This is a genomic window from Massilia sp. DWR3-1-1, assembly GCF_049898325.1.
Taxonomy (GTDB): domain Bacteria; phylum Pseudomonadota; class Gammaproteobacteria; order Burkholderiales; family Burkholderiaceae_D; genus JAFCUW01.
The window spans coordinates 210047-231657 of record NZ_JAFCXL010000001.1; the positions used below are offsets into that span (position 1 = coordinate 210047).

At 66.0% G+C, this 21611-nt stretch carries 22 protein-coding genes; 13 read left to right on the forward strand and 9 right to left on the reverse strand.

All coding sequences use genetic code 11. From position 1 onward, the window contains the following. Positions 1–117: 117 nt before the first annotated feature. Entirely contained in the window at positions 118–2430 is a 2313-nt protein-coding gene (locus ACP7EY_RS00985) for an NADP-dependent malic enzyme (RefSeq protein WP_426189538.1), read from the reverse strand. A gap of 243 nt (positions 2431–2673) precedes the next feature. On the opposite strand from ACP7EY_RS00985, the gene ACP7EY_RS00990 reads away from it, so the two are divergent. The 9 genes from ACP7EY_RS00990 (at position 2674) to ACP7EY_RS01030 (ending at position 9388) form a co-directional block, all read left to right on the forward strand. Continuing rightward, positions 2674–3156, forward strand: coding sequence for a rubrerythrin family protein (locus ACP7EY_RS00990; RefSeq protein WP_426189540.1), 483 nt, complete (start codon positions 2674–2676; stop codon positions 3154–3156). A gap of 49 nt (positions 3157–3205) precedes the next feature. Next, entirely contained in the window at positions 3206–3370 is a 165-nt protein-coding gene (locus tag ACP7EY_RS00995; RefSeq protein WP_426189541.1) for a rubredoxin, read from the forward strand. Position 3371: 1 nt separating this feature from the next. Continuing rightward, on the forward strand, positions 3372–4571 hold the full coding sequence (locus tag ACP7EY_RS01000) for an NAD(P)/FAD-dependent oxidoreductase (RefSeq protein ID WP_426189543.1): 1200 nt from the start codon (positions 3372–3374) through the stop codon (positions 4569–4571). Positions 4572–4608: 37 nt separating this feature from the next. Next, positions 4609–5577, forward strand: coding sequence for a thiamine-phosphate kinase (gene thiL / locus ACP7EY_RS01005; protein ID WP_426189545.1), 969 nt, complete (start codon positions 4609–4611; stop codon positions 5575–5577). A 148-nt stretch (positions 5578–5725) separates the two neighbouring features. Then, positions 5726–6193, forward strand: a complete 468-nt coding sequence (locus tag ACP7EY_RS01010) for a CinA family protein (protein ID WP_426190026.1) — start codon at positions 5726–5728, stop codon at positions 6191–6193. 3 nt (positions 6194–6196) lie between these two features. Next, a complete protein-coding gene (locus ACP7EY_RS01015) occupies positions 6197–7072 on the forward strand; it encodes a metallophosphoesterase family protein (RefSeq protein ID WP_426189547.1) in 876 nt (291 codons plus the stop codon). A 46-nt stretch (positions 7073–7118) separates the two neighbouring features. Further along, entirely contained in the window at positions 7119–7853 is a 735-nt protein-coding gene (locus ACP7EY_RS01020; protein WP_426189549.1) for a hypothetical protein, read from the forward strand. Positions 7854–7863: 10 nt separating this feature from the next. Beyond that, positions 7864–8349 (forward strand): hypothetical protein, encoded by a 486-nt coding sequence (locus tag ACP7EY_RS01025; RefSeq protein ID WP_426189551.1) that lies wholly within the window; start codon positions 7864–7866, stop codon positions 8347–8349. Positions 8350–8359: 10 nt separating this feature from the next. Beyond that, positions 8360–9388, forward strand: coding sequence for a cation diffusion facilitator family transporter (locus tag ACP7EY_RS01030; protein WP_426189553.1), 1029 nt, complete (start codon positions 8360–8362; stop codon positions 9386–9388). Between the two features lie 16 nt (positions 9389–9404). Here ACP7EY_RS01030 and cysK read toward each other — a convergent pair whose 3' ends face one another. The 3 genes from cysK to tcdA all read right to left on the reverse strand — a co-directional run bounded on the left by cysK (position 9405) and on the right by tcdA (position 11832). Then, positions 9405–10337: a cysteine synthase A gene (cysK, locus tag ACP7EY_RS01035; RefSeq protein ID WP_426189555.1), complete on the reverse strand. Its 933-nt coding sequence runs from the start codon at positions 10335–10337 to the stop codon at positions 9405–9407. A 60-nt stretch (positions 10338–10397) separates the two neighbouring features. After that, positions 10398–10913 (reverse strand): FKBP-type peptidyl-prolyl cis-trans isomerase, encoded by a 516-nt coding sequence (locus tag ACP7EY_RS01040; RefSeq protein WP_426189557.1) that lies wholly within the window; start codon positions 10911–10913, stop codon positions 10398–10400. A gap of 61 nt (positions 10914–10974) precedes the next feature. Beyond that, positions 10975–11832, reverse strand: coding sequence for a tRNA cyclic N6-threonylcarbamoyladenosine(37) synthase TcdA (tcdA, locus tag ACP7EY_RS01045; RefSeq protein ID WP_426189559.1), 858 nt, complete (start codon positions 11830–11832; stop codon positions 10975–10977). A gap of 77 nt (positions 11833–11909) precedes the next feature. On the opposite strand from tcdA, the gene pdxH reads away from it, so the two are divergent. Then, on the forward strand, positions 11910–13097 hold the full coding sequence (pdxH, locus tag ACP7EY_RS01050) for a pyridoxamine 5'-phosphate oxidase (protein WP_426189561.1): 1188 nt from the start codon (positions 11910–11912) through the stop codon (positions 13095–13097). Positions 13098–13138: 41 nt separating this feature from the next. Then, positions 13139–14353 carry a class I SAM-dependent methyltransferase gene (locus ACP7EY_RS01055; RefSeq protein ID WP_426189563.1) on the forward strand — a complete coding sequence of 405 codons (1215 nt, stop codon included), beginning with the start codon at positions 13139–13141 and terminating at the stop codon, positions 14351–14353. A 1-nt stretch (position 14354) separates the two neighbouring features. On the opposite strand, the gene ACP7EY_RS01060 is transcribed toward ACP7EY_RS01055, so the two are convergent. Together ACP7EY_RS01060 and msrA are read right to left on the reverse strand one after the other, a co-directional pair. Then, positions 14355–15032, reverse strand: coding sequence for a hypothetical protein (locus ACP7EY_RS01060; protein WP_426189565.1), 678 nt, complete (start codon positions 15030–15032; stop codon positions 14355–14357). A gap of 286 nt (positions 15033–15318) precedes the next feature. Next, positions 15319–15861: a peptide-methionine (S)-S-oxide reductase MsrA gene (msrA, locus tag ACP7EY_RS01065; RefSeq protein ID WP_426189567.1), complete on the reverse strand. Its 543-nt coding sequence runs from the start codon at positions 15859–15861 to the stop codon at positions 15319–15321. Positions 15862–16021: 160 nt separating this feature from the next. Between msrA and ACP7EY_RS01070 the strand changes: the two genes are divergently transcribed. Both ACP7EY_RS01070 and ACP7EY_RS01075 read left to right on the forward strand, forming a co-directional pair. Then, the gene (locus tag ACP7EY_RS01070; RefSeq protein WP_426189569.1) at positions 16022–16534 is read left to right on the forward strand and encodes a flavin reductase family protein; all 513 of its coding nucleotides are present in this window, start codon (positions 16022–16024) and stop codon (positions 16532–16534) included. Positions 16535–16605: 71 nt separating this feature from the next. After that, positions 16606–17802, forward strand: a complete 1197-nt coding sequence (locus tag ACP7EY_RS01075; protein ID WP_426189571.1) for an acyl-CoA dehydrogenase — start codon at positions 16606–16608, stop codon at positions 17800–17802. A gap of 78 nt (positions 17803–17880) precedes the next feature. Here the strand turns inward: ACP7EY_RS01075 and ACP7EY_RS01080 are convergent, their stop codons facing one another. The 3 genes from ACP7EY_RS01080 to ACP7EY_RS01090 all read right to left on the reverse strand — a co-directional run bounded on the left by ACP7EY_RS01080 (position 17881) and on the right by ACP7EY_RS01090 (position 21463). Then, a complete protein-coding gene (locus ACP7EY_RS01080) occupies positions 17881–19074 on the reverse strand; it encodes a hypothetical protein (protein WP_426189572.1) in 1194 nt (397 codons plus the stop codon). Between the two features lie 239 nt (positions 19075–19313). After that, positions 19314–19994, reverse strand: a complete 681-nt coding sequence (locus ACP7EY_RS01085; RefSeq protein WP_426189574.1) for an OmpW/AlkL family protein — start codon at positions 19992–19994, stop codon at positions 19314–19316. Positions 19995–20065: 71 nt separating this feature from the next. Next, positions 20066–21463, reverse strand: coding sequence for an SGNH/GDSL hydrolase family protein (locus ACP7EY_RS01090; RefSeq protein WP_426189576.1), 1398 nt, complete (start codon positions 21461–21463; stop codon positions 20066–20068). Between the last annotated feature and the right edge of the window lie 148 nt (positions 21464–21611).

Sequence of the window (21611 nt, forward strand, 5' to 3'; positions counted from 1 at the left end):
TGCAATTTATTGTTCTATTATGACGTGCAAAGGCCCAGCGAAGCGCCAGCTTTACTGAATGTTACTGTTTAATGAATGAACTCCGGCCGGGTTGGAGTGTCCCGGCCGGAGCGGCGCTTAGCGCTGGGCGACAGCATCGACCACGCACAGCGCGGTCATGTTGACGATGCGGCGCACGGTGGCCGACGGGGTCAGGATGTGCACGGCCTTGGCGCAGCCAAGCAGCACGGGACCGATGGCGACGCCGTTGCCGGCAGCCGTTTTGAGCAGGTTGTAGGAAATGTTGGCCGAGTCGATGTCCGGCAGCACCAGCAGATTGGCATCGCCTTTCAGGGTCGAATTGGGCATGCTGGCCGCGCGCAGCTTGGAGTCAAGCGCGGCATCGCCGTGCATTTCGCCATCGATTTCCAGGTCCGGCGCCTTTTGCTGGATCAGGCCCAGCGCGGTGCGCATCTTGATGCTCGACGGCGTGTTGGCCGACCCGAAATTCGAGTGCGACAACAGGGCCACGCGGGGCAGGATGCCGAAGCGGCTCATTTCCTCGGCGGCCATGACGGTGATTTCCGCCAGTTGCTCGGCGCTGGGGTTTTCGTTGACGTGGGTGTCGACGATGGCCAGCTGGCGCTCGGGCAGGATGACGAAATTCATGGCGCCATAGCAGTTCACGCCGGCACGCTTGCCCAGCACCTGGTCGATGTAATGCAAATGCAGCCAGGTGGTGCCAAAGGTGCCGCAGATCATGCCGTCAGCATCGCCCTTGTGGATCATCATGGCGCCGATCAGGGTATGACGGCGGCGCATTTCCAGCTTGGCCCACTCCTGCGTGACGCCCTTGCGCGCGCCCATCTCGTAGTAGGTCTGCCAGTAGTCGCGGTAGCGCTCGTCGTGGTCCGGATTGATGACGTCGAAGTGCTCGCCCATTTTCAGGCGCAGGCCGAATTTCTCGATGCGCTGCTCGAGCACGGCGGGACGGCCCACCAGGATCGGCCGCGCCAGTTTTTCGTCGATCACCACTTGCACGGCGCGCAACACACGCTCTTCTTCGCCTTCGGCGTAGACGATGCGCTTGAGTTCCGGCGCCACTTCCTTGGCCATCTGGAACAGTGGCTTCATGAAGTTGCCGCTGCGATAGACGAACCGTTGCAGGCTCTGCGCATAGGCGTGCAGATCGGCGATCGGCCGCGTGGCCACGCCCGAATCGACGGCGGCCTGGGCCACCGCGGGGGCGATATGGGTCAGCAGGCGGGGATCGAACGGCATCGGGATCAGGTATTCCGGGCCGAACGACAGGTTGTTGATGCCGTAGGTGGTGGCGACGATGTCGCTCTGCTCGGCGTGGGCCAGGTCGGCGATGGCATGCACCACCGCAATTTCCATCTCGCGCGTGATGGTGGTGGCGCCGCAGTCGAGCGCGCCACGGAAAATGTAGGGGAAGCACAGCACGTTGTTGACCTGGTTCGGGTAGTCCGAACGACCGGTGGCCATGACGACGTCGTCACGCACGAGCTTGACTTCTTCCGGCAGGATTTCCGGATGGGGATTGGCCAGCGCCAGGATCAGCGGGCGCTTCGCCATCGCCGCCACCATCGCCGGCTTGAGCACGCCGCCGGCGGACAGGCCGAGGAAAATGTCGGCGCCGGGAATGACTTCGGCCAGGGTGCGATGCGGCGTGTCCTGGGCGAAGCGGGCCTTGTCCGGGTCCATCAGTTCGACACGGCCCTTGTAGACGACGCCGGCCAGGTCGGTGACGGTGATGTTTTCAATCGGAAAGCCCAGGTCGACCAGCAGTTCGAGGCAGGCCAGCGCGGCCGCGCCGGCGCCCGACACCACCATCTTGCACTCGTCGAGCTTCTTGCCGCACACCTTGACGCCATTGATGATGGCCGCGCCGACGATGATGGCGGTGCCGTGCTGGTCGTCGTGGAAGACGGGAATCTTCATCTTTTCGCGCAGTTTGCGCTCGATGTAGAAGCACTCGGGGGCCTTGATGTCCTCGAGGTTGACGCCGCCGAAGGTGGGCTCGAGGGCGGCGATGATGTCGACCAGCTTGTCCGGGTCGTTTTCGGCGATCTCGATGTCGAACACGTCGATGCCGGCAAATTTCTTGAACAGGACGGCCTTGCCTTCCATCACCGGCTTGGCGGCCAGCGGGCCGATATTGCCCAAGCCCAGCACGGCGGTGCCGTTGGTGATGACGGCCACCAGGTTGCCGCGCGCCGTATATTTATAGGAATTGGCAGGGTCGCTGACGATTTCTTCGCAGGGCGCGGCCACGCCCGGCGTGTACGCCAGGGCAAGATCGCGCTGGTTGAGCACCTGCTTGGTAGGCGTGACGCTGATTTTGCCCGGCCGCGGCAGCTCATGGTAATCGAGAGCGGCAGTGCGCAATTGCTGGCGCAGTTGTTCTTTATTGTCTGAATTCGAATCCATGCTGTGCTGCCTTCCTTGCTATACGGGGACTGAGGATTTTATCAGACTGATTCTTTCAACAAGCTACGTATTTTCACCAAGGGCTACGCGGGCGTGTCAAAGTTGCACCACGCCCCACACAAAAATCATAAAAACTATCGAGCCGATGAAAACGATTAAATTTACCAATGCGACGGACCGCAGTATGATGGACTCCAGTTGTTAGCGCAGCCGCGCAGCAAGCAGAACCCACCGGAGAACACCATGAGCCACGCCACCCCATCGGTCACCATCACCAACCTTGAAGCGGCCTTTGCCGGCGAATCGATGGCCCACATCAAGTACCGCTATTTTGCCAAGCTGGCCCGCGCCGCCGGCGCCATCGAGGTGGCCGAAGCGTTCGAGGCGACGGCCGACCAGGAAGTCATGCACGCGTTCGGCCACCTCGACCTGCTGTACCCGAAAGACCTGATGACGCCGGCACGGGCGCTGGAAATCGCCATCGAGGGCGAGGTCTACGAATACACGGAGATGTACCCGAAATTTCGCCACCTGGCCGTCGAAGAGGGCAACAGCGCCGCCGTGGCCGAATACGACGAGCAGATCGAGGAATCGAAGGAGCACGCAGCGCGCTTCAAGAAAACCCTGGAAATGGCCGCCAAGCGCTTCGCCGCCCTGGTCAATGTCGAGCAGCGCCACGCCAACCACTACAAGGCGGCGCTCGACAAGCTCAATGCCGCCGCCTGACGCCACGCCCCGCATGCCCCTTACCCGATTGACCACCACAGGAACCACCATGAAAACTTACCAATGCATCGTTTGCGGCTTCATCTACGACGAAAGCGTCGGCCTGCCCGAGGAAGGCCTGGCCGCCGGCACCTTGTGGAACGACATTCCGGCCGACTGGTCCTGCCCGGACTGCGGCGTGGCCAAGTCCGACTTCGAGATGGTGGAAATCTGATATGACGCAGCCACTTCCGGTGATCATCGTCGGCGCCGGCATGGCTGCCTACGGTGTCGCCCGTGAATTCAGAAAGCTCGACAAGACCACTGCCCTGCTGATCGTCTCGAGCGACCAGGCCGGCGCGTACGCGAAGCCGATGTTGTCGAACGCCCTCGCCATGGGCAAGGACGCCGCCCAGTTGTTGTCGCACAGCGCGGCGCAGATGGCCGCCACGCTCGACGCCACCATTGTCGGCGGCGTCGACATCACCACCATCGATCCGGCCGCGCGCACCATCGGCAGCGCCGACGGGCGCAGCTTCGCCTACCGCGACCTGGTGCTGGCGCTGGGCGCCAGCCCGATCCGCCTGCCGCTCGGCGGCGACGGCGCCGCCGCCGTCCTGTCGGTCAACCACCTGGACGACTACGCGTTGTTGCGCACGGCGCTGGCGGGACTGGGCCGGCCGGCGCGGGTGACCATCCTCGGCGCCGGCCTGATCGGTTGCGAATTTGCCGACGACCTCGTCGCCGGCGGCCACCAGGTCACGCTGGTCGATCCCCATCCGCGCCCGCTGGCCGCGCTGGCCGCGCCGGCGCTGTCGGCCGCGCTGGTGGCCGCGTGGGCGCCCCTGCCCATCACGCTCAAGCTGGGCACCACCGCCAGCGTCGTGCGCCGGCAGGGCGCCGCCCTGGTGGTCGAACTGGCCGACGGCAGCGCCGTCGACGCCGATATCGTGCTCTCGGCGGTGGGACTGCGCCCGGCCATTGCGCTGGCGCAGTCGGCCGGCCTGGCCACCGCGCGCGGCATCGTCATCGACCCGTTCGGCCGCACCAGCGCCGCCCACGTGTATGCGCTGGGCGACTGCGCCGAGTACCGCACCGGCGCGGGCGGCGGCGCGGTGATGCCGTATGTCGCCCCGCTGCTGCTGGCGGCGCGGGCGATCGGCGCCACCCTGGCCGGCACGCCCACCCCGATCGTCCTCAGGAACGATGCGGTGGTGGTCAAGACGGCCAGCCTGAAACTGGCGCTGGCGCCGCCACCAGCGGGCAGCACGGGCGCCTGGATCCATGTCGACGACGGCGAGCGCATCGTCGCCCGCTTTGTCGACGGCGCCGGCATCGTGCGGGGATTCGGCCTGTCGCTGCACACGCCGGCCCTGCGCAACGCGCTGATGGCGGAACTCGATCAGGCCCACCAAGGCGCCGGCGCGCAGGGCTGACGCAGGCGGGGAGCGGCGGCCGTTGTAAAATCAGCGCATGCTCTCCGAATTCGACCTCATCAAGCAATATTTTGTGCGCGACCGCCCCAGCCGCGCCACCCTCGGCATCGGCGACGATTGCGCCCTCCTGACCCCGCGCGCCGGCACCGAACTGGCCATTTCCACCGACATGCTGGTGGAAAACCGCCATTTTTTTGCCGGCGCCGATCCCCGCTGCCTGGGCCATAAAGCGCTCGCCGTCAACCTGTCCGACCTGGCCGCGATGGGCGCGACGCCGCTGGCGTTCACGCTGGCGCTGGCGATGCCGAAAGCCGATCCCGTCTGGCTGGCCGGCTTTAGCGAGGGCCTGTTCGCGCTGGCCGACCTGCATGGCTGCGAGCTCATCGGTGGCGACACCACGCGCGGCCCGCTCACCATCAGCATCACCATCTTCGGCGAGATCGCGCCCGGCCAGGCCTTGCAGCGCAGCCGCGCCGTCGCCGGCGACGACATCTGGGTCTCGGGCACGCTGGGCGACGCCCGCCTGACCCTGGCCGGCCTGCGCGACGAATTCCCCATCGATCAGGCCACGCTGGCCCTGGCCAGCCCCCGCATGCACCTGCCCGAACCCCGCGTCGCGCTGGGCCAGGCGCTCGCGCAGGGCGCACTGGCGCACGCGGCGCTCGATATTTCCGACGGCTTCGCGGGCGACCTGGGCCACATCCTGGCCGCCTCGCGGGTGGGCGCCAGCGTCAATGTCGACGCCCTGCCCGCCGGCGCCGCCCTTGCGCGCGAGGACAGCGCCACCCGCCGCCGCTTCTGCGCCCAGGGTGGCGACGACTACGAACTGTGCTTTACGGCCGACCCGGCCCGGCGCGATGCCATCGTCGCCGCCGCCGCCGCCTGCGCCACCGCCGTCACGCGGGTGGGCGTGATCGACGCGCAGGCGGGCCTGCGCCTGGTCGACGGGAACGGGCGCGCCGTCGCGCTCGACGCGGCCGGTTTCGACCACTTCGCGCTGCCCTGAAAATTTCGTCGGCGCGCTGCGTGATCGGCAAGGCTGCCATGCTAAAGTAGCCGATACCGTCAGACCGATTTACCACCATTTCACCGATTTCATCGGTGCCCCGCCCGGCGGCGGGGTCGCGAAAGGATTGCACGTGACAAACGAGTTAATGGATCTGGCCACCCGCGTCGGCCACGCCCTGCAGGCCAGCGAGCGCATGCTGTGCACTGCCGAGTCGTGCACGGGCGGCGGCGTGGCCCAGGCGGTGACGGAAATCGCCGGCTCGAGCGCCTGGTTCGATTGCGGTTTCGTCACCTATTCGAACGTGTCGAAAATCGAGATGCTCAATGTCTCGAATGCCCTGATCGCCCAGATGGGCGTGGTCAGCGAAGAAGTGGCCGGCGCCATGGCCGAAGGTGCGCTGGCCAACAGCAACGCCGACGTGGCGCTGTCGACCACGGGCATCGCCGGCCCCACCGGCGCCGTCCCCGGCAAGCCCGTCGGCACCGTCTGTTTCGCCTGGTCGAGCGCCGAGCGCACCCACACCGAACGGCTGGTGTTCCAGGGCGACCGCGCCGCCGTGCGCGAGCAGACGGTGATCCATGCGCTGCAGGGCCTGTTGCGTTTCATCGAGTAAGGCTTGCATCCCTCCCTCATGGCCGCTGCGGCGCTGCTGCTGGCGGCGGCAGCCCAGGCGGCGCCGCCCGCTGTCACCGTCTACGCCGCCGGCGATATCGCCCACTGCGGCAGCGCGCCGCCGCGCTACGCGGGCGCGGCGCAAACGGCGACCCTGATCGACGCCGCGCTGGCCCAGGACCGCACGGCGGTCGTGCTGGCGCTGGGCGACCTGACCTACCCGCGCGGGCGCCTGGCCGAATTTACCGGCTGCTACCAGGACACCTGGGGCCGTTTCAAGGCGCGCACCTATCCCACCCCGGGCAACCACGAATACGCCACCGCCGGGGCAGCGGGCTATTTCACGTATTTCGGCGCCCAGGCCGGTCCCGGCCATTACGCGTTCACGCTGGGCGGCTGGCGCCTGATCTCGCTCGACAGCAACCTGGGCGCGGCCGCCAGCGCCAGCCAGCTGGCCTGGCTCAGAAACGAGCTGGCCGCCAACCCCGCGCGCTGCACGCTCGCCTACTGGCATCACCCCATGTATAGTTCCGGCTTGAAAGGCGTCGATCCCCGCATGCGGCCCGCGTGGCAATTGCTGATGGCCGCCGGGGCCGAACTGGTGCTGACCGGCCACGACCACCTGTACGAGCGCTTCGCGCCGCAAGATGGTCAGGGCCAGCGCGACGACGCCGGCGGCATCCGCCAGTTCGTGGTGGGCACGGGCGGCGCCTTTCTCACGCCGTTGCTGCTGCCCTTGCGCAACAGCGAAGCGCGCGACAGCAATCACCTGGGCGTGCTGAAACTGGTGCTGCGCGCCGACGGCTACGACTGGGCCTTCCTGCCGGTCGGCAGCGACGCCCTGTTCGCGCCCGACCGCGGCAGCGCGTCCTGCCACTGATTCCCGCCATTCGCCAACTGGCACAGCATTACCTACGGAGCGATCGATGCACAACACGGTTCATTTTATTTTGCAGGGCAAGGGTGGCATCGGCAAGACGATGGTGTCGACCATCCTGGCGCAATGGCTGGCCGACAAGGACAGCGAAGGCCGGCCCTTGCGCTGCTACGACACCGACCAGGAAAACGCCACCTTCTCGCGCTACAAGGCGATGGCCGTCAAGCATGTGCCGGTGATGACGGACAGCCGCAACATCGACCCGAAACGCTTCGACGCCCTGATGATCGACCTGCTCGAGGAAGACGGCAACTGCGTCGTCGACAACGGCGCCAACACGTTTTCGCCCCTGATGGGCTACCTGCTGGAAAACGACTGCTTCGAGTTGCTCAAGGAGTCCGGCCGCACCGTGTACATCCACACCATCGTCGGCGGCGGCGACACCTTGCACGACACGGCGATGGGCTTTGTCTCGACCGCCAAGGCGACCCGGGTGCCGCTGGTGCTGTGGGAAAACCAGCATTTCGGCCTGTTGCAGTCGGGCAGCGGCAAGCAGTTCACCGATTCGGCCACCTATGCCGAACACGCCAGCCGCGTGGTGGGCCGCGTGGTGCTCACCCAAAGAAACGCCGACACCTTCGGCGCCGACCTGAAAAAAATGAATATCGCCCGCATGACAGCGGCCGAGGTGCGCGCCAGCGACAAGTTCAATGTCATGGAAAAACAGCGCATCAAGGTGGTGTTCCGCGACCTGTTCGAGCAGCTCGACAAGGTCAACTGGTAGGAGCGCGGCGATGGATCAGCAAAAACTGCGCACGCTGGTGTTCGAAAAAACCGGCGTCAAGATCGATCTCGACGATCCCGTGTTCGCCCTGGTGGCCCTGAACGAGGCGGTGCTGGCCGAAGCGGTCGAGCGCCACGTGGCGCTGATCGAGCAGGCCAGCGACGCCATGGCGGCGCGGCTGGCGGGACCGCTGGCGGGGGCGCCGGCGCCCGTGCGGGCGGCCGCGCCCGTGGCCCCGGCCGCTCACGTTGCCGTTGCCGCCACCGGGCCGGCCCTGCTGGCCGGCGCCGCTGCCGTGCTGGGCGCCGTGCTGGTGCTGCTGGGCCAGGCGCTGTGGTTCAAGCCCGTGCCGGCGCCGGCGGCCGTGGTGCAGGCGCGCGAATTGAGCGCCGACCAGGGCGCCGCCCTGCGCCAGGCCGATAAACTCGATAAGATCATACAAAAGCTCGACCCCAAGACCCGCGCCACCATCCGCGCCGAGATGCAAAAGCCATAAAAGAACAGCGATGAAACACGATCACCCGCACGACCACGACCACGGCCACGACCATAACCATGAGCACGGCGCCAAGGCCAGCGGCCATGCGGCGCATGCCGGCCACGACCACGGCGGCCACGGCCACCACCACAGCGTCGACCCCAACAACATGGGCCGCGCCTTCGTCATCGCCATCGTCCTCAACACCGTGTTCGTGGGCGTCGAATTCGTCTACGGCTTCATCGCCAACTCGACGGCGTTGATGGCCGACGCGGGCCACAACCTGTCCGACGTGCTCGGCCTGGTGCTGGCGTGGGGCGCGGCCGTGCTGGCGCGGCGCGCGCCGAACCCGACGTATACGTATGGCCTGCGCAGTTCGTCGATCCTGGCGGCGCTGGGCAATGCCCTGCTGCTGATGGTGGCGTGCGGCGCCATCGCCTGGGAGGCGGTGCAACGCTTCCATGAACCGGCCCCAGTGGCGGGCTGGACGGTGTCGATGGTCGCGCTGGTGGGGGTGGCCATCAACGGCATCTCGGCCTGGCTGTTCATGTCCGGCAGCAAGGACGACATCAATGTGCGCGCCGCCTACCAGCACATGGCGGCCGATGCCGCCATCTCGCTGGGCGTGGTGGTGTCGGGCCTGCTCATCATGGGCACCGGCTGGGCCTGGATCGACCCCGCCGTCAGTCTCGTCATCGTCGCCCTGATCATCGTGTCGACCTGGTCGGTGCTGCGCGAATCGCTGCGCATGGTGCTGGCGGCGGTGCCGTCGAACATCGACCCGCACCTGGTGGGCGCCTACCTGGCGGCCCTGCCCGGTGTGAGCAGCACCCATGACCTGCACATCTGGTCAATGAGCACGACGGAAACGGCGCTGACGGCGCACCTGGTGATGCCTGACGGCTATCCCGGCGACGCCGCCATCGACGCCATCACGGCGCGCCTGAAAGAGCAGTTCGCCATTCACCACAGCACCCTGCAAATCGAACAGGGCACCACGGCGCACGCCTGCTGCCTGCTGGTGGCGGCGCCGCCGGTGGCGCTGCACGCGCACTGACCAGCGTCAGCCAGGCTCAGGCCAGGTTGGCGAACAGGGGCGTACTCAGATAGCGCTCGCCGAACGAGGGGATGATCGTCACGATCAGCTTGCCCTTGTTGTCGGGCCGGCGCGCCACCTGCAGGGCGGCCCACAGGGCGGCGCCCGAGGAAATGCCGACCAACAAACCTTCTTCCCGCGCCGCCGCGCGCGCGGTGGCGAAGGCGTCGTCGTTGCTGACGGCAACGATCTCGTCGTAAATGCCCGTGTTGAGCACCTGCGGCACGAAGCCGGCGCCGATCCCCTGCAAGGGATGGGGGCCCTTGCTGCCCTTCGACAGCATGGGCGAGGCGGCCGGTTCGACGGCGATGATCTGCACGCCGCTCTTGCGCGCCTTGAGCACTTCGCCCACGCCCGTGATGGTGCCGCCCGTGCCGATGCCGGCGACGACGATGTCGACCTTGCCGTCGGTGTCGTTCCAGATTTCTTCGGCGGTGGTGCGGCGGTGTACCTGCGGGTTGGCGGGATTGTTAAATTGCTGCGGCATCAACCAGCCGGGGTTGGCCGCCACCAGCTCCTCGGCGCGGCGGATGGCGCCCAGCATGCCCTCGGCGCCGGGCGTGAGCACCAGTTCGGCACCGTAGGCGCGCAGCAGCAGGCGCCGCTCCAGGCTCATGGTGTCGGGCATGACCAGCGTGCAGCGGTAGCCGCGGCTGGCGCACACCATGGCCAGCGCGATGCCCGTGTTGCCGCTGGTGGGCTCGACGATGACGGTGTCCGGGCCGATCTGGCCGGCCGCTTCGGCCGCCTCGATCATGGCCAGGCCGATCCGGTCCTTGACGCTGTGGGCGGGATTATAAAATTCCAGCTTGCACACCAGCTCGGCGTCGCCGGGCGCCAGGCCCATGCGACGGATCCGCACCAGCGGGGTATTGCCGATCAATTCAGTGACGTCATTGGCGATGCGCATGCTGTCTCCTCCCCGCGGGTGGTTGAAATATTATTTCATTTTTTACTTGTTTTTGACGATTTACTTCACGTTAAGCAGTTCGACATCGAAGATCAGGTCCGCGTCCGCGGGAATCGAGCCGCCGCCGGCGCCGCGCTTGCCGTAGGCCAGATCGCTGGGGATGATCAGGGTGCGCTTGCCGCCCACCTTCATGCCCACCACGCCCTGGTCCCAGCCCTTGATGACGCGGCCGGCGCCCAGTTGAAACTCGAGCGGCTCGCGGCCGGCGTCGAGCGAGGAATCGAACTTGCGGCCCCGTTGGCGGGTGGCCAGCGGCTTGTAGAACCAGCCCGTGTAATGGACCACGATATTGCTGCCGGCGGTCGCTTCCTTGCCGGTGCCGACGACGTTGTCGATCTTGACGAGCGGGTTCGTCTCGGTGGGCGCCGGCAGCACGGTGGCCGGGGCGATTTGCGGGGCCGCTTGCACCTCCGTTTGCGGCGCCGCCGTGGTGGCGCTCTGGGCGGCGGCGGCGGTGGCGAACGAGGCGAAGGCGGCGCACACGAGCAGGCGCGGCAGGGAACAACGAATCATCATAATGGTTTCCATAAAATTGAAGAAGGTCCACGCCAGCCGACCAGGGCGCGCACTATGCCTATCATACCGCGCCGCCGTGATCGTGCACATCGGCCTGCGCGGGCGCGTCGGCCATCGCCTGGTCGGCCAGCTGGCGCAGCACGTGGGCGGCCGCCACCATGCCGAAACTGGCGGTGACGACGACGCTCGAGCCGAAGCCGGCGCAATTGATACCGGTAATGCCGGCGCTGCCGCGCTGGTCGGCGTCGAGCGAGCAGCCCGGTTCGCCCTCGGGATAGCGCAGCGGCTCCATGGAGAACACGGCATCGACGTGGAACTTGGCTTTTTCGCCGCGCGGAAAACCGTACTGGTTGCGCAGCAGCTTGCGCACCCGCTTGAGCAGCGGTTCCTGTTCCGTGCGGGCGAGGTCGCGCACGGCAATCTTGGTGGGATCGGTCTGGCCGCCGGCGCCGCCGATGATCAACAGGGGCAGGCTGTGGTCGCGGCAATAGGCGATCACGGCCGCCTTGGCGCGGGCGCTGTCGATGGCGTCGATGACGTAATCGAACCCCTTGCCGCCCAACATGGTCTCGAGATTGTCGGCGTCAATGAACTCTTCCACCAGCGTGATCTGGCAGGCCGGATTGATCTGTGCGACGCGCTCGGCGAGGGCGTCGATCTTGGCCTGGCCCAGCGTGCTGGTCAGGGCCTGCACCTGGCGGTTGATGTTCGATTCGGCCACGTTGTCCAGGTCGATCAGGGTGAGCCGGCCGATGGCGCTGCGGGCCAGTGCTTCGACGATCCAGGAACCGACGCCGCCCACGCCGATCACGCACACGTGGGCGGCGCCGAAACGGCGCAAGGCGGGCGCGCCGTACAGGCGGGCCAGGCCGCCGAAACGCCGCGCGTTGTCGGCAATAAAAGTGTCAGGTGAATTCATGGCGCCATTTTAGCGGACCCGGCCAGGCTGGCTGCTCTAAAATGACAGTTTCGGCACCCCCACCAGGAAAGACCACGATGACCCACGCCCTGCCCGACACCGCCCCAGGATTCGACCAGCCGATCGCCGTGCTCAAGCACTGCCACGACCGCATCCGCAAACAGCTCGACACCTTGCTGCGCTTGCCCGCGCACCTGGCCGCCCACGGCGCCGACGCGCAGGCGCAGCAGGCCGCGCGGGCCATCGCCAAGTATTTCGACCAGGCCGCGCCCCTGCACCACGCCGACGAAGAAGAGAACCTGCTGCCCATGCTGGGCACGGTGGCCATCGACGCCGACGCCGCCACCCTGGAAGCGCTGGTGCCCGGCATCCTGGACGACCACAATGCCATGGACGCGATGTGGCAGTTGCTGCATGAACAGTTGAGCGCCATCGCCGCCGGCACTGCCACAACGCTCGACGCCGTCACCGCCAGCGCCTTTGCCGAACGCTACCAGGCCCACATGACGCTGGAAGAGACGCATATCGCGCCGATGGCCAAGCGGCTGTTTTCAGCGCAGCAGATAATTGAACTGGGCCAGGCCATGCAGCAGCGGCGGGGCCTGCTGCCGGCGGCGCCCGCCACCGGCGACGCCGTCGCCGCCCTGCGCAAGGATTACGGCCACGCCACGCTCGACGCCGCCGATGTGGCCGACGACCCGTTCGTGCAATTTAATGCCTGGTTCGAGCAGGCGCTGGCGGCCCGCGTCAACGAGCCCAACGCGATGAGCGTGGCCACCGTCGATGCCGGCGGCAAGCCGACTTCGCGCATCGTCCTCATCAAGCAGTACGACGCGCGCGGCTTCACCTGGTACACCAATTACGACAGCCAGAAGGGCCGCCAGCTGGCCGCCAATCCGCACGCGGCGCTGCTGTTTTTCTGGCCGGAACTGGAACGCCAGGTGCGCATCGAAGGCCGCGTGGAACATACCAGCGCGCCAGAGAGCGACACCTATTTTCACAGCCGTCCCCTGAAAAGTCGCCTCGCGGCAATCGCCTCCGTCCAGAGCGCGCCAATCGCCAGCAGGGCTGCGCTGGAACAGAACTTTGCAGCGGCCGAAGCGCAGTATGGCGAAGCACCGCCCCGTCCGGACCACTGGGGCGGCTTCCGCCTGGTGCCTGAACGCATCGAATTCTGGCAAGGCAGGCGGTCGCGTTTTCATGACCGCATCGTCTATACCCGGCAGCCTGACGGCAGCTGGCACACCGAGCGGTTGCAGCCCTAGGTCGCGCCTGGCGCGCGCCCTGCCATTGTGTGGAGGTGAGCGTGTTCAAGCAGATGCGATTGACCAGTTGGCGCGACCAGGTGTGCGGCCGCGGGGCCGTGCCGCTGCGGGTGGTCTTGTGGAATGGAAAAGAACTCGATTTCTCTCACCAGTTGCCCAAAGTGACCGTGCACGTGCCGAAGCCGTCGGCGCTGCGCTACCTGATGGCGCCCTCGCTGTACAACCTGGGCAGCGCCTACGTCGAAGGCGCCATCGACGTGCGCGGCCGCGCGGCCGACATGATTGCCGTCGTCAACATGCTCGCCGCCGCCACCTTGCGCCCCCGCGGCCTGCTCGCGCGCGCCGTCGGCAGCCTCATCCACACGCGCGAAACGGACGCCGAGGCGGTGCGCTACCACTACGACGTGTCGAACGATTTTTACCGCGAATGGCTGGACCCGGCCATGCTCTATTCGTGCGCCTATTTTGAAAACGGCGACGAAGACCTGGCCACCGCGCAGCAAAAAAAGATCGACCACATTTTCGCCAAGATCGACCTGCGCCCCGGTCACCGCCTGCTCGACATCGGCTGCGGCTGGGGCGCGCTGGCGATCCGCGCCGCCCAGCGCTTCGGCGTGCAAGTGCTGGGCATCACCTTGTCGCGCAATCAGCTGGAACTGGCGCGCGAACGGGTGCGCCAGGCGGGTGTGCAAGAGCTGGTGGAAATTCGCCTGCAGGATTACCGCGACGTGGGCGGCGCCTTTGAGCGCATCACCAGCGTGGGCATGTTCGAGCACGTGGGGCTACGCCACCTGCCCGATTATTTTGCCCGCGTCAGTGCGCTGCTCACGGACGACGGCGTGGCCATGAACCACGGCATCACCACCACCGACACGGGCCAGCGGGGCACCCCCTACGGCGGCGGCCGCTTCATCAACCGCTACGTGTTTCCGCACGGCGAACTGGCCCACCTGGGCACCGTCGTGCGCTGCATGCAGGAAGGGGGACTGGAAGTGCGCGACGTGGAAAACCTGCGGCGCCACTACGCCCGCACCTGCGCGCTGTGGACCGACAACTTCGAACACAAGGCCGATCGCATCAGGCAGCTCACGGACGCGCGCCGCTTTCGCATCTGGCACGTCTACCTGGCCGGCTGCAGCTATGCGTTCGAACACGACTGGATCAGCCTGTACCAGATCGTCTGCGGCAAGGCCGGACGGGCGCCCGCGATGCCGTGGTCGCGCCGCCCCATGTATGCGGCGCCGCTGGGTGGCTGAATTAAAATCTGTACGACAGCGCCACCCGCAGCACGGGGTAGATCTTCGGCACATCGCTGATCTGATCGGCAAAGCGGCTCTCTTCAATGGCAACGTTGCGGGCGATCGCCTGGCAGATCGGGGCGCTGGCGGTGCAGCCGACGCTGTTGAGCCGGGCGCTGCCCTTGCCCTGGTAGTAGCCGCCCAGGTCGCCCGCAAAGCCCCAGCCAGCGCTGGCGGCGGGCGCATTGCCAAAACCGATGCCCAGGTAGGGCGCAAACTTGCCGTAGTCGAGCACACCCTTGAGCGTGCCCACCTCGAGCGCCGAATAGCTGACGCCATTGATCAGGTAGCGGCCGGCCGACGGCTTGCCGTTGAGGTCGAATTTATTGCCATCGTAGACCGCTCCCGCGCTCAGGCGAAAGCCGCTGCCGGCCACGGGAAACCAGTCCAGCAAGGCCTCCGCCATGCGCAATTTGCCGTCGATCCGGTAGTCGATGGCATTGGTGCTGCCGTCGAACTCGTGACTGAGAAAAGCAGCGCCGACGCGGGCATTCCACTGCGTCCCCATGGGCACCACCAGGTGGGCGCCGGCGCCGGTCGTGCCGAGGTCGACGGTCACCGCCAGTTGCGCCTGCGCGGCACTGCACACGACGAGGGCGCCGGCAATCGCGGCGTGGGGGATGAAGCGAAAAATCATGGTAATTCCTTGATGTGCGGAAACATTTGATTGTAAGCGGGGCTCCCCTGCCCCGCCCAGTGTTTCCGCAACCCGTGTCGTTACATTGCCACGCTTACTTAGTGCCTATCTCAGTAGAGGGGAGGAAGCGGATGGCGACATGCGCGTAGGCGATGACTGGCAAGCGCGGGCAAGGCGCGAGGAGGCAGCATGGCTAGCCATGCAACGACGAGGCAAGTCATATATGACGGCCCGCCCCCGCTTGCCAGGCGCGGCAGCAGCCACTCCAATCTACTGGGATAGGCACTTAGTGCCCTTGTTTGGCGCGGTGCTCGAACATGGCGCGAAACTTCATCACCTTGGGCGCCACCACGAGGGCGCAGTAGCTTTGGTTAGGGTGCTGCCTGAAATAATCCTGGTGCTCGTCTTCGGCCCGGTACCACGCCGTCGCTGGCGCGATCTGCGTGACGATGGGGGCGTCCCACACGGCCGCCATCTCGGCGGTGACCTGGCGCGCCAGCTCGGCCTGCTGCGCCGTGGTGGTGAAGATGGCCGAGCGGTACTGGGTGCCGACGTCCTTGCCCTGGCGGTCCGGCGTGGTTGGATCGTGGATCGTATAAAACACTTCGAGCAGGTCGCGGTAGGTAATGAGCGCCGGATCGTATTCGATGCGCACCACTTCGACGTGGCCGGAGTTGCCGGTGGAGACTTGTTGGTAGGTGGGGTGAGGCTGCTGCCCGCCCATGTAGCCAGACTCGACCAGGGTCACGCCGCGCGCCTCGCGGTACACCGCCTCCAGGCACCAGAAGCACCCGCCGCCCAGGATTGCCACCTCAGTCTGATTTAGCATGTTGGATTCTCAGCAATATGTTTCCGATGGAATCACTGTACTCCAAACGACGCCCCCTTGCAGCCCTGGGTTTTCGTGTCACTCTTAGCGTGACAAGGCGGGGGCAGCGACGCCCGTGTCCCCGTAAATTTGGCATAATGGGCGCACTCTAAAGGTTCCGATGAATACTCGTTCTCCCCGCGCCGCCGCGCCCGCTTTCGATGTCACCCAGTTTCGCCAGGCACTGTCCCAGTTTGCCACCGGCGTCACCGTCATCACCACCCGCCTGGCCGACGGCACGTTCCGCGGCCTGACGGCCAGTTCCTTCAATTCCGTGTCGCTCGACCCGCCGCTGGTGCTGTGGAGCCTGTCCGGCAACGCCAACAGCATGCCGATTTTTACCGGCAATTCCCACTACGTGATCAACGTGCTGGCGGCCGGCCAGGCCGAACTGGCCGAGCGCTTCGCCCGTCGCGGCGGCGATCCCTTCGCAGTCACCGAGTACGAACTCTCGCGCACGGGCCAGCCCATCCTGGCCGGCGCGGTGGCCTGGTTCGAGTGCCACAACCGCAGCCGCTACCCGGAAGGCGACCATGTCATTTTTGTGGGCGAAGTTGAGGAATGCGCCATCCATCCACAGGCGCCGCTGATCTTTCACGGCGGCCGGTTCGGCAGCATCGTTCCGGTAGAATAGACAACCTTGACGCTGTGGCCAGAGCCGCTGGCCGGCCACCCGTCCGATCGACATTTCTGACAGGATCCTCCATGAGCACACACGAATCGCCGCGCAAGGCCCAGTTTCACTGGGACGACCCGCTGTTGCTGAACGACCAGTTGACCGACGACGAGCGCATGGTGCGCGATGCCGCCAATGCGTATTGCCAGGACAAGCTGCAGCCGCGCGTGCTCGAAGCGTTCCGCCACGAAAAAATGGACACGACGATTTTCCGCGAAATGGGCGAACTGGGCCTGCTCGGCCCCACCATTCCGGAAGCCTACGGCGGCCCCGCCCTGAACTATGTCAGCTACGGCCTGATCGCCCGCGAAATCGAGCGTGTCGATTCCGGCTACCGCTCGATGGCCAGCGTGCAATCGTCGCTCGTCATGGTGCCCATCTACGAGTTCGGCACGGAAGCGCAGCGGCAGAAATTCTTGCCGAAACTGGCCACCGGCGAATGGATTGGCTGCTTCGGCCTGACCGAGCCGAACCACGGCTCCGACCCCAGTTCGATGATCACCCGCGCCCGCGCCGTGCCCGGCGGCTACGCATTGTCGGGCGCCAAGATGTGGATCACCAATTCACCGGTGGCCGACGTGTTCGTGGTCTGGGCCAAGGACGATGAGGGCGCCATCCGCGGCTTTGTGCTGGAAAAAGGCATGAAGGGCCTGTCGGCCCCCGCCATCCACGGCAAATTCGGCCTGCGCGCCTCTGTCACTGGCGAAATCGTGATGGACAATGTATTTTGCCCGGAAGAGAACGCCTTCCCCGACGTGCGTGGCCTGAAGGGGCCGTTCACCTGCCTGAACTCGGCCCGCTACGGCATCGCCTGGGGCGCGCTGGGCGCGGCCGAATCGTGCTGGCACACGGCGCGCCAGTACACCATGGACCGCCAGCAATTCGGCCGGCCGCTCGCGGCCAACCAGCTCGTGCAAAAGAAACTGGCCGACATGCAGACCGAAATCACCATGGCCCTGCAAGGCTGCCTGCGGCTGGGCCGCATGAAGGATGAAGGCACGGCCGCCGTCGAAATCACCTCGATGATGAAGCGCAATTCCTGCGGCAAGTCGCTCGACATCGCCCGCGTCGCCCGCGACATGCTCGGCGGTAACGGCATCTCCGACGAGTTCGGTATCATCCGCCACATGGTCAACCTGGAGGTGGTCAACACCTACGAGGGCACCCACGATATCCACGCCCTGATCCTGGGCCGCGCGCAGACGGGCATCCAGGCGTTTCAATAAACACCGCCCCACGATGACAAAAGCGTTGCCCGAGAAATCGGGCAACGCTTTTTTTTCGGCCGGGACGGTCCCGCAGGGTCAGCGCTGGCTGCGCCGCAGGCGATGTGCGATGAACAGCATGACCAGCGCCATCGCCGCCAGCAGCAGGCTGCCCGGCTCCGGCACGGTGCCGCTGTCGTCCGTCGTGCTCACCAGCGGCGGCGTCGGCGTGAAGGTCGGCGTTTCGATAAACGGTGCTTCCGGGGTGCTCGAGACGGGCAACTCCGTTTTGATATCAATCGGCGGTGCCGGCGTCGGGACGGGCACGCTGTCCGGCACCGGCAACAGCGGTGCGGCCGGCTCGGCGACGGGCTTGACGACGACAGGGTCGGTGGTGACGGGCGCGGTTACGACAGGAACGGTGACGACAGGGGCGGTGGCGGCAGGGTCGGCAACTGCCGGGACAGGCGCGACCGGTTCGGTGGCGGGAACGGTGGCAGCCGGGGGCGTGGTCACCGGGGTGGTTACGACCGGATCGGTGGCGCTGCCGCCATCGACCAGCGCGGGTGCGGTCGGGCGCGTGCCGATCACCGTCACGCCGGGCAAGGTGGGTATGCTGACCAGGGCCGGCATGCCGAAGCGGTCGGCATAGCCGCGAAAGGCGGGCGCAGGGGTGGCGGTCACCATGGCGGCCGTGCTGCTGCCCGGCACTGGCGGGATGGGCATGCCGCCCAGGGCGGCCATGCTGACGGTCTGGTCGATCAGGTCGCCGGCCGAGACAAACGCCGTTTCCAGGATTTCCGGCGCCGGTTCGTTGAGCAGGACGGGGCCCTGCACCGTGTCGGCAATCCGGTTGCCGCAGCGGGCGCGAATGAGGTGCTCGCCATCGGAGAGCAGGTACTCGCCCAAGGCCAGGCGCACCTTGTTCTTGGTCCAGTAAATCTGGTTACCGATGCGATACGACACGTGCACCATGCGCGATTGCTCGACCCGCACCAGGTGCGCCGCGGCGACGTTGAAATTGCCGTAGTGCGCGGCCGCGATGGGGTCGCGCTTGATCACGGCGGCCAGTTCGGCAGCGCTGTGTACGCCACCGGGCACGATGGAATTGCGGTAGACCAGGCGCAGCGGCTTGTCGTCCTGCGGCGCCACATTGAGCACGGCGGGTACTGGCCCCGGCAGGCTAAACTCGGGCAAGGCCTTGCGCGTCGACGGTTGCGGCGTGCTCAAGGTCAGCGCCGCCGCCACCAGCGCGAACGCGGCCGCACTGCCGACGAGCAGTCCGCGCGGCAATTTGGCAACCTCTGGAGTCTTATTGTTCTTCGAATAACGCATGGGCGCGGGGATCAATGGCAAGAATTCTAATGCCGTAAAGTAACACGGTTTACACCATCTTCGTCCTTCACGCGCAAATTTAGGCGCTGCTTGTTGGTGCGGTGCGACAAAATTATGCCCCACGCATGCGGCGGGCAGGCGTGCCCGCGACGAAAAAAAACCCGCCGCAGCGGGTTTCATAATTACCACCAGTTACATTAAAACTTGTAACCCACTGCCAAGACCAGGCCCACCGGATCGAGCACGACGTGCTGCGTCTGGCCGGTCGAATAATACGTGTCGGTCTTCAGGTAGGTCTTGGTGACGGTGAAGTCGACAAACCATTTCGGGTTGATGTTGAAGGCCACGCCGGCCTGGATGGTGGGCGCCACCTTGTTCTTGATGTGAAAATTGACGCCCGGGCCGCCCGTGTTGAGGATCGAGGTCAGCTGCGCCGAACCGCGCTCTTCGCGGAAATAGGCATAGGTGGCGCCCACACCGACGAAGGGACGCACCATCGTGTCCGGGGTGAAGAAACGGTATTGGGCAAACAGGCTGGGCGGCAGCGATTGCACGGTGCCCAGCTGGCCGGTACCGGCAATGGCGCCGTCGCCGTACAGTTTGTGCTTGTATGGCAAGCCCAGCGCCAGCTCGGTCGAGAAATTATCCGTCACGCCATAGGCGAAAATCAGCACGGGCTGGGTGTCGGCAGCGATCGCCACCTTGCTGCCAGGCTGGGCCGGCGCGCTCACGTCGCCGGACTCGACTTTCGGGGTGATCTTGCCGACGCCCAGCTTGGCGGTGAATTGACCGGCGCTCTGGGCCGAAGCGTTGCCTGCCAGCGCCAGCACTGCCGATGCCGCCAGCACGCTGGCGATGTGTTTGAAACCTTGTTTCATGTGTTCTCCTGATCATTGTGGGCGTGGCCGAAGCCACGCCGGTGTATTCGTGAGCCTGGGGTCGCCAGGGCTTACAGCCAGCCCTTGGTGACCATGTACTTCGAGACATAGCGCGCCAGCAGCAGCTGGACGAACGGGGTCGGATGCACCTCGTCGGCAAACGAGTAATGGCTGACGTCGCCCGTGGCCAGATTACCGCCATTGCAGCCCAGCGAGCTGGCCAGTGGATTGACGGTGGTGTTCAGATTGCACGCTGGGGTGGTGACGTTGGTCAGGCCGTACGGCGCCGGATTGGTGGCCTGGTCGTGGCTGACGGCGTAGGTGTCGACGTACAGGATCTTGCTTTCGCTGGCGACAGCGGTGGCCAGCGTGCTGTTGAAGGTCTTGACCATATTGTCGATCAGGGCCACGGTGCTGGCGGCCTGGCCACGGCCGAACGGCGTGGTGGCGATGTCGGGCATGTTGTTGATGACCACATAGTTGGCGCCCTTGGCAACGATCTGGTCTTTCACCAGCGCGGCCAGTTCGTTGGCCACGCCGGCCATGGTGGTGACCAGGGCGGGGGCGTTGGCGGCGAAGTAATCGGCGCCGGCCTTGGCGCCGGCGGTCGCGCCGGCGCTGGTGCCGGCGGCCTGGGCGGTCGCGACCATCGGACCATACACGGCAACCGACGCTGCCGGGGTGTTGCCGGCGATGACGGCGGCCGTGACGGCGGCGGCGACCACGGTCGCGTCCGTGTGACCGGGACGGGCCGATTCCGTTTGCAGCGCGGTGCCGATGGCCACGGCCGCCGTTTGCGGATTGGTGGCGCCGGCAGCCAGTTGGCTCACCAGGCTGGTGCCGAAGGCGGCGCTGCCGGCGGCGGTGCCAGCGGCAGTACCGGCGGCGGTGGCGGCGGTCGACAATTGCGACAGGTTGACGAAGACGTCATTCGCGCCAGCCATGACGATCACCAGTTCGGTGCCAGTGAATTTGCCACCGGAGAGCGACAGGTGATTGGCCACTTGCTTGACCACGGGCACGGTCAGGGCCCCCAGCGCGCTGCCGGTCAGCTTGTTGCCAATACCGACCGGGTTGGTGACGCGGGCGCCGCCCTGGGCGTAAATGTAGCAGCCGGCGTGCTGGACGACCGGCACCGAGAAGCCTTGCGTTGCGTTGCCGTCCAGGCCGGTGTAAGCGGCGCAGGCGGCGGGCAGGCCCAGTTGCGTGGCCAGCAGTTCCGTGTAGTTCTTTCCCGTCAGGGTGGCATTGACGGCGGTATTGTCGCCGTTGATGTTGAACTTGCCGCCCTTGAGCGCCGCCACGGTGCCGACGTTGTACGTGCCGACATCGGACAGGCTGTCGCCGAACGCGACCTGGGAACTGAACTTGACCTTGACGTTCTGCACGCCCGGTTCGCTGCTACTGCCGCCGCAGGCGGACAGGACGGCTGCCGTCAGCAAAGCGAGTGCAAATGTTGTTTGACGCATATTGTCTCCTGAATTTTCTCGTGATAAATTTAATCGAACGCTCGTGCTATTCGCAACCCGACTAATATGCCAGTGATGGTAGCGCTTGTATAGGGAAAAGGCCTGTATTGACTGTCACATGAACGCAACATCCTGTCACGGCCCACTG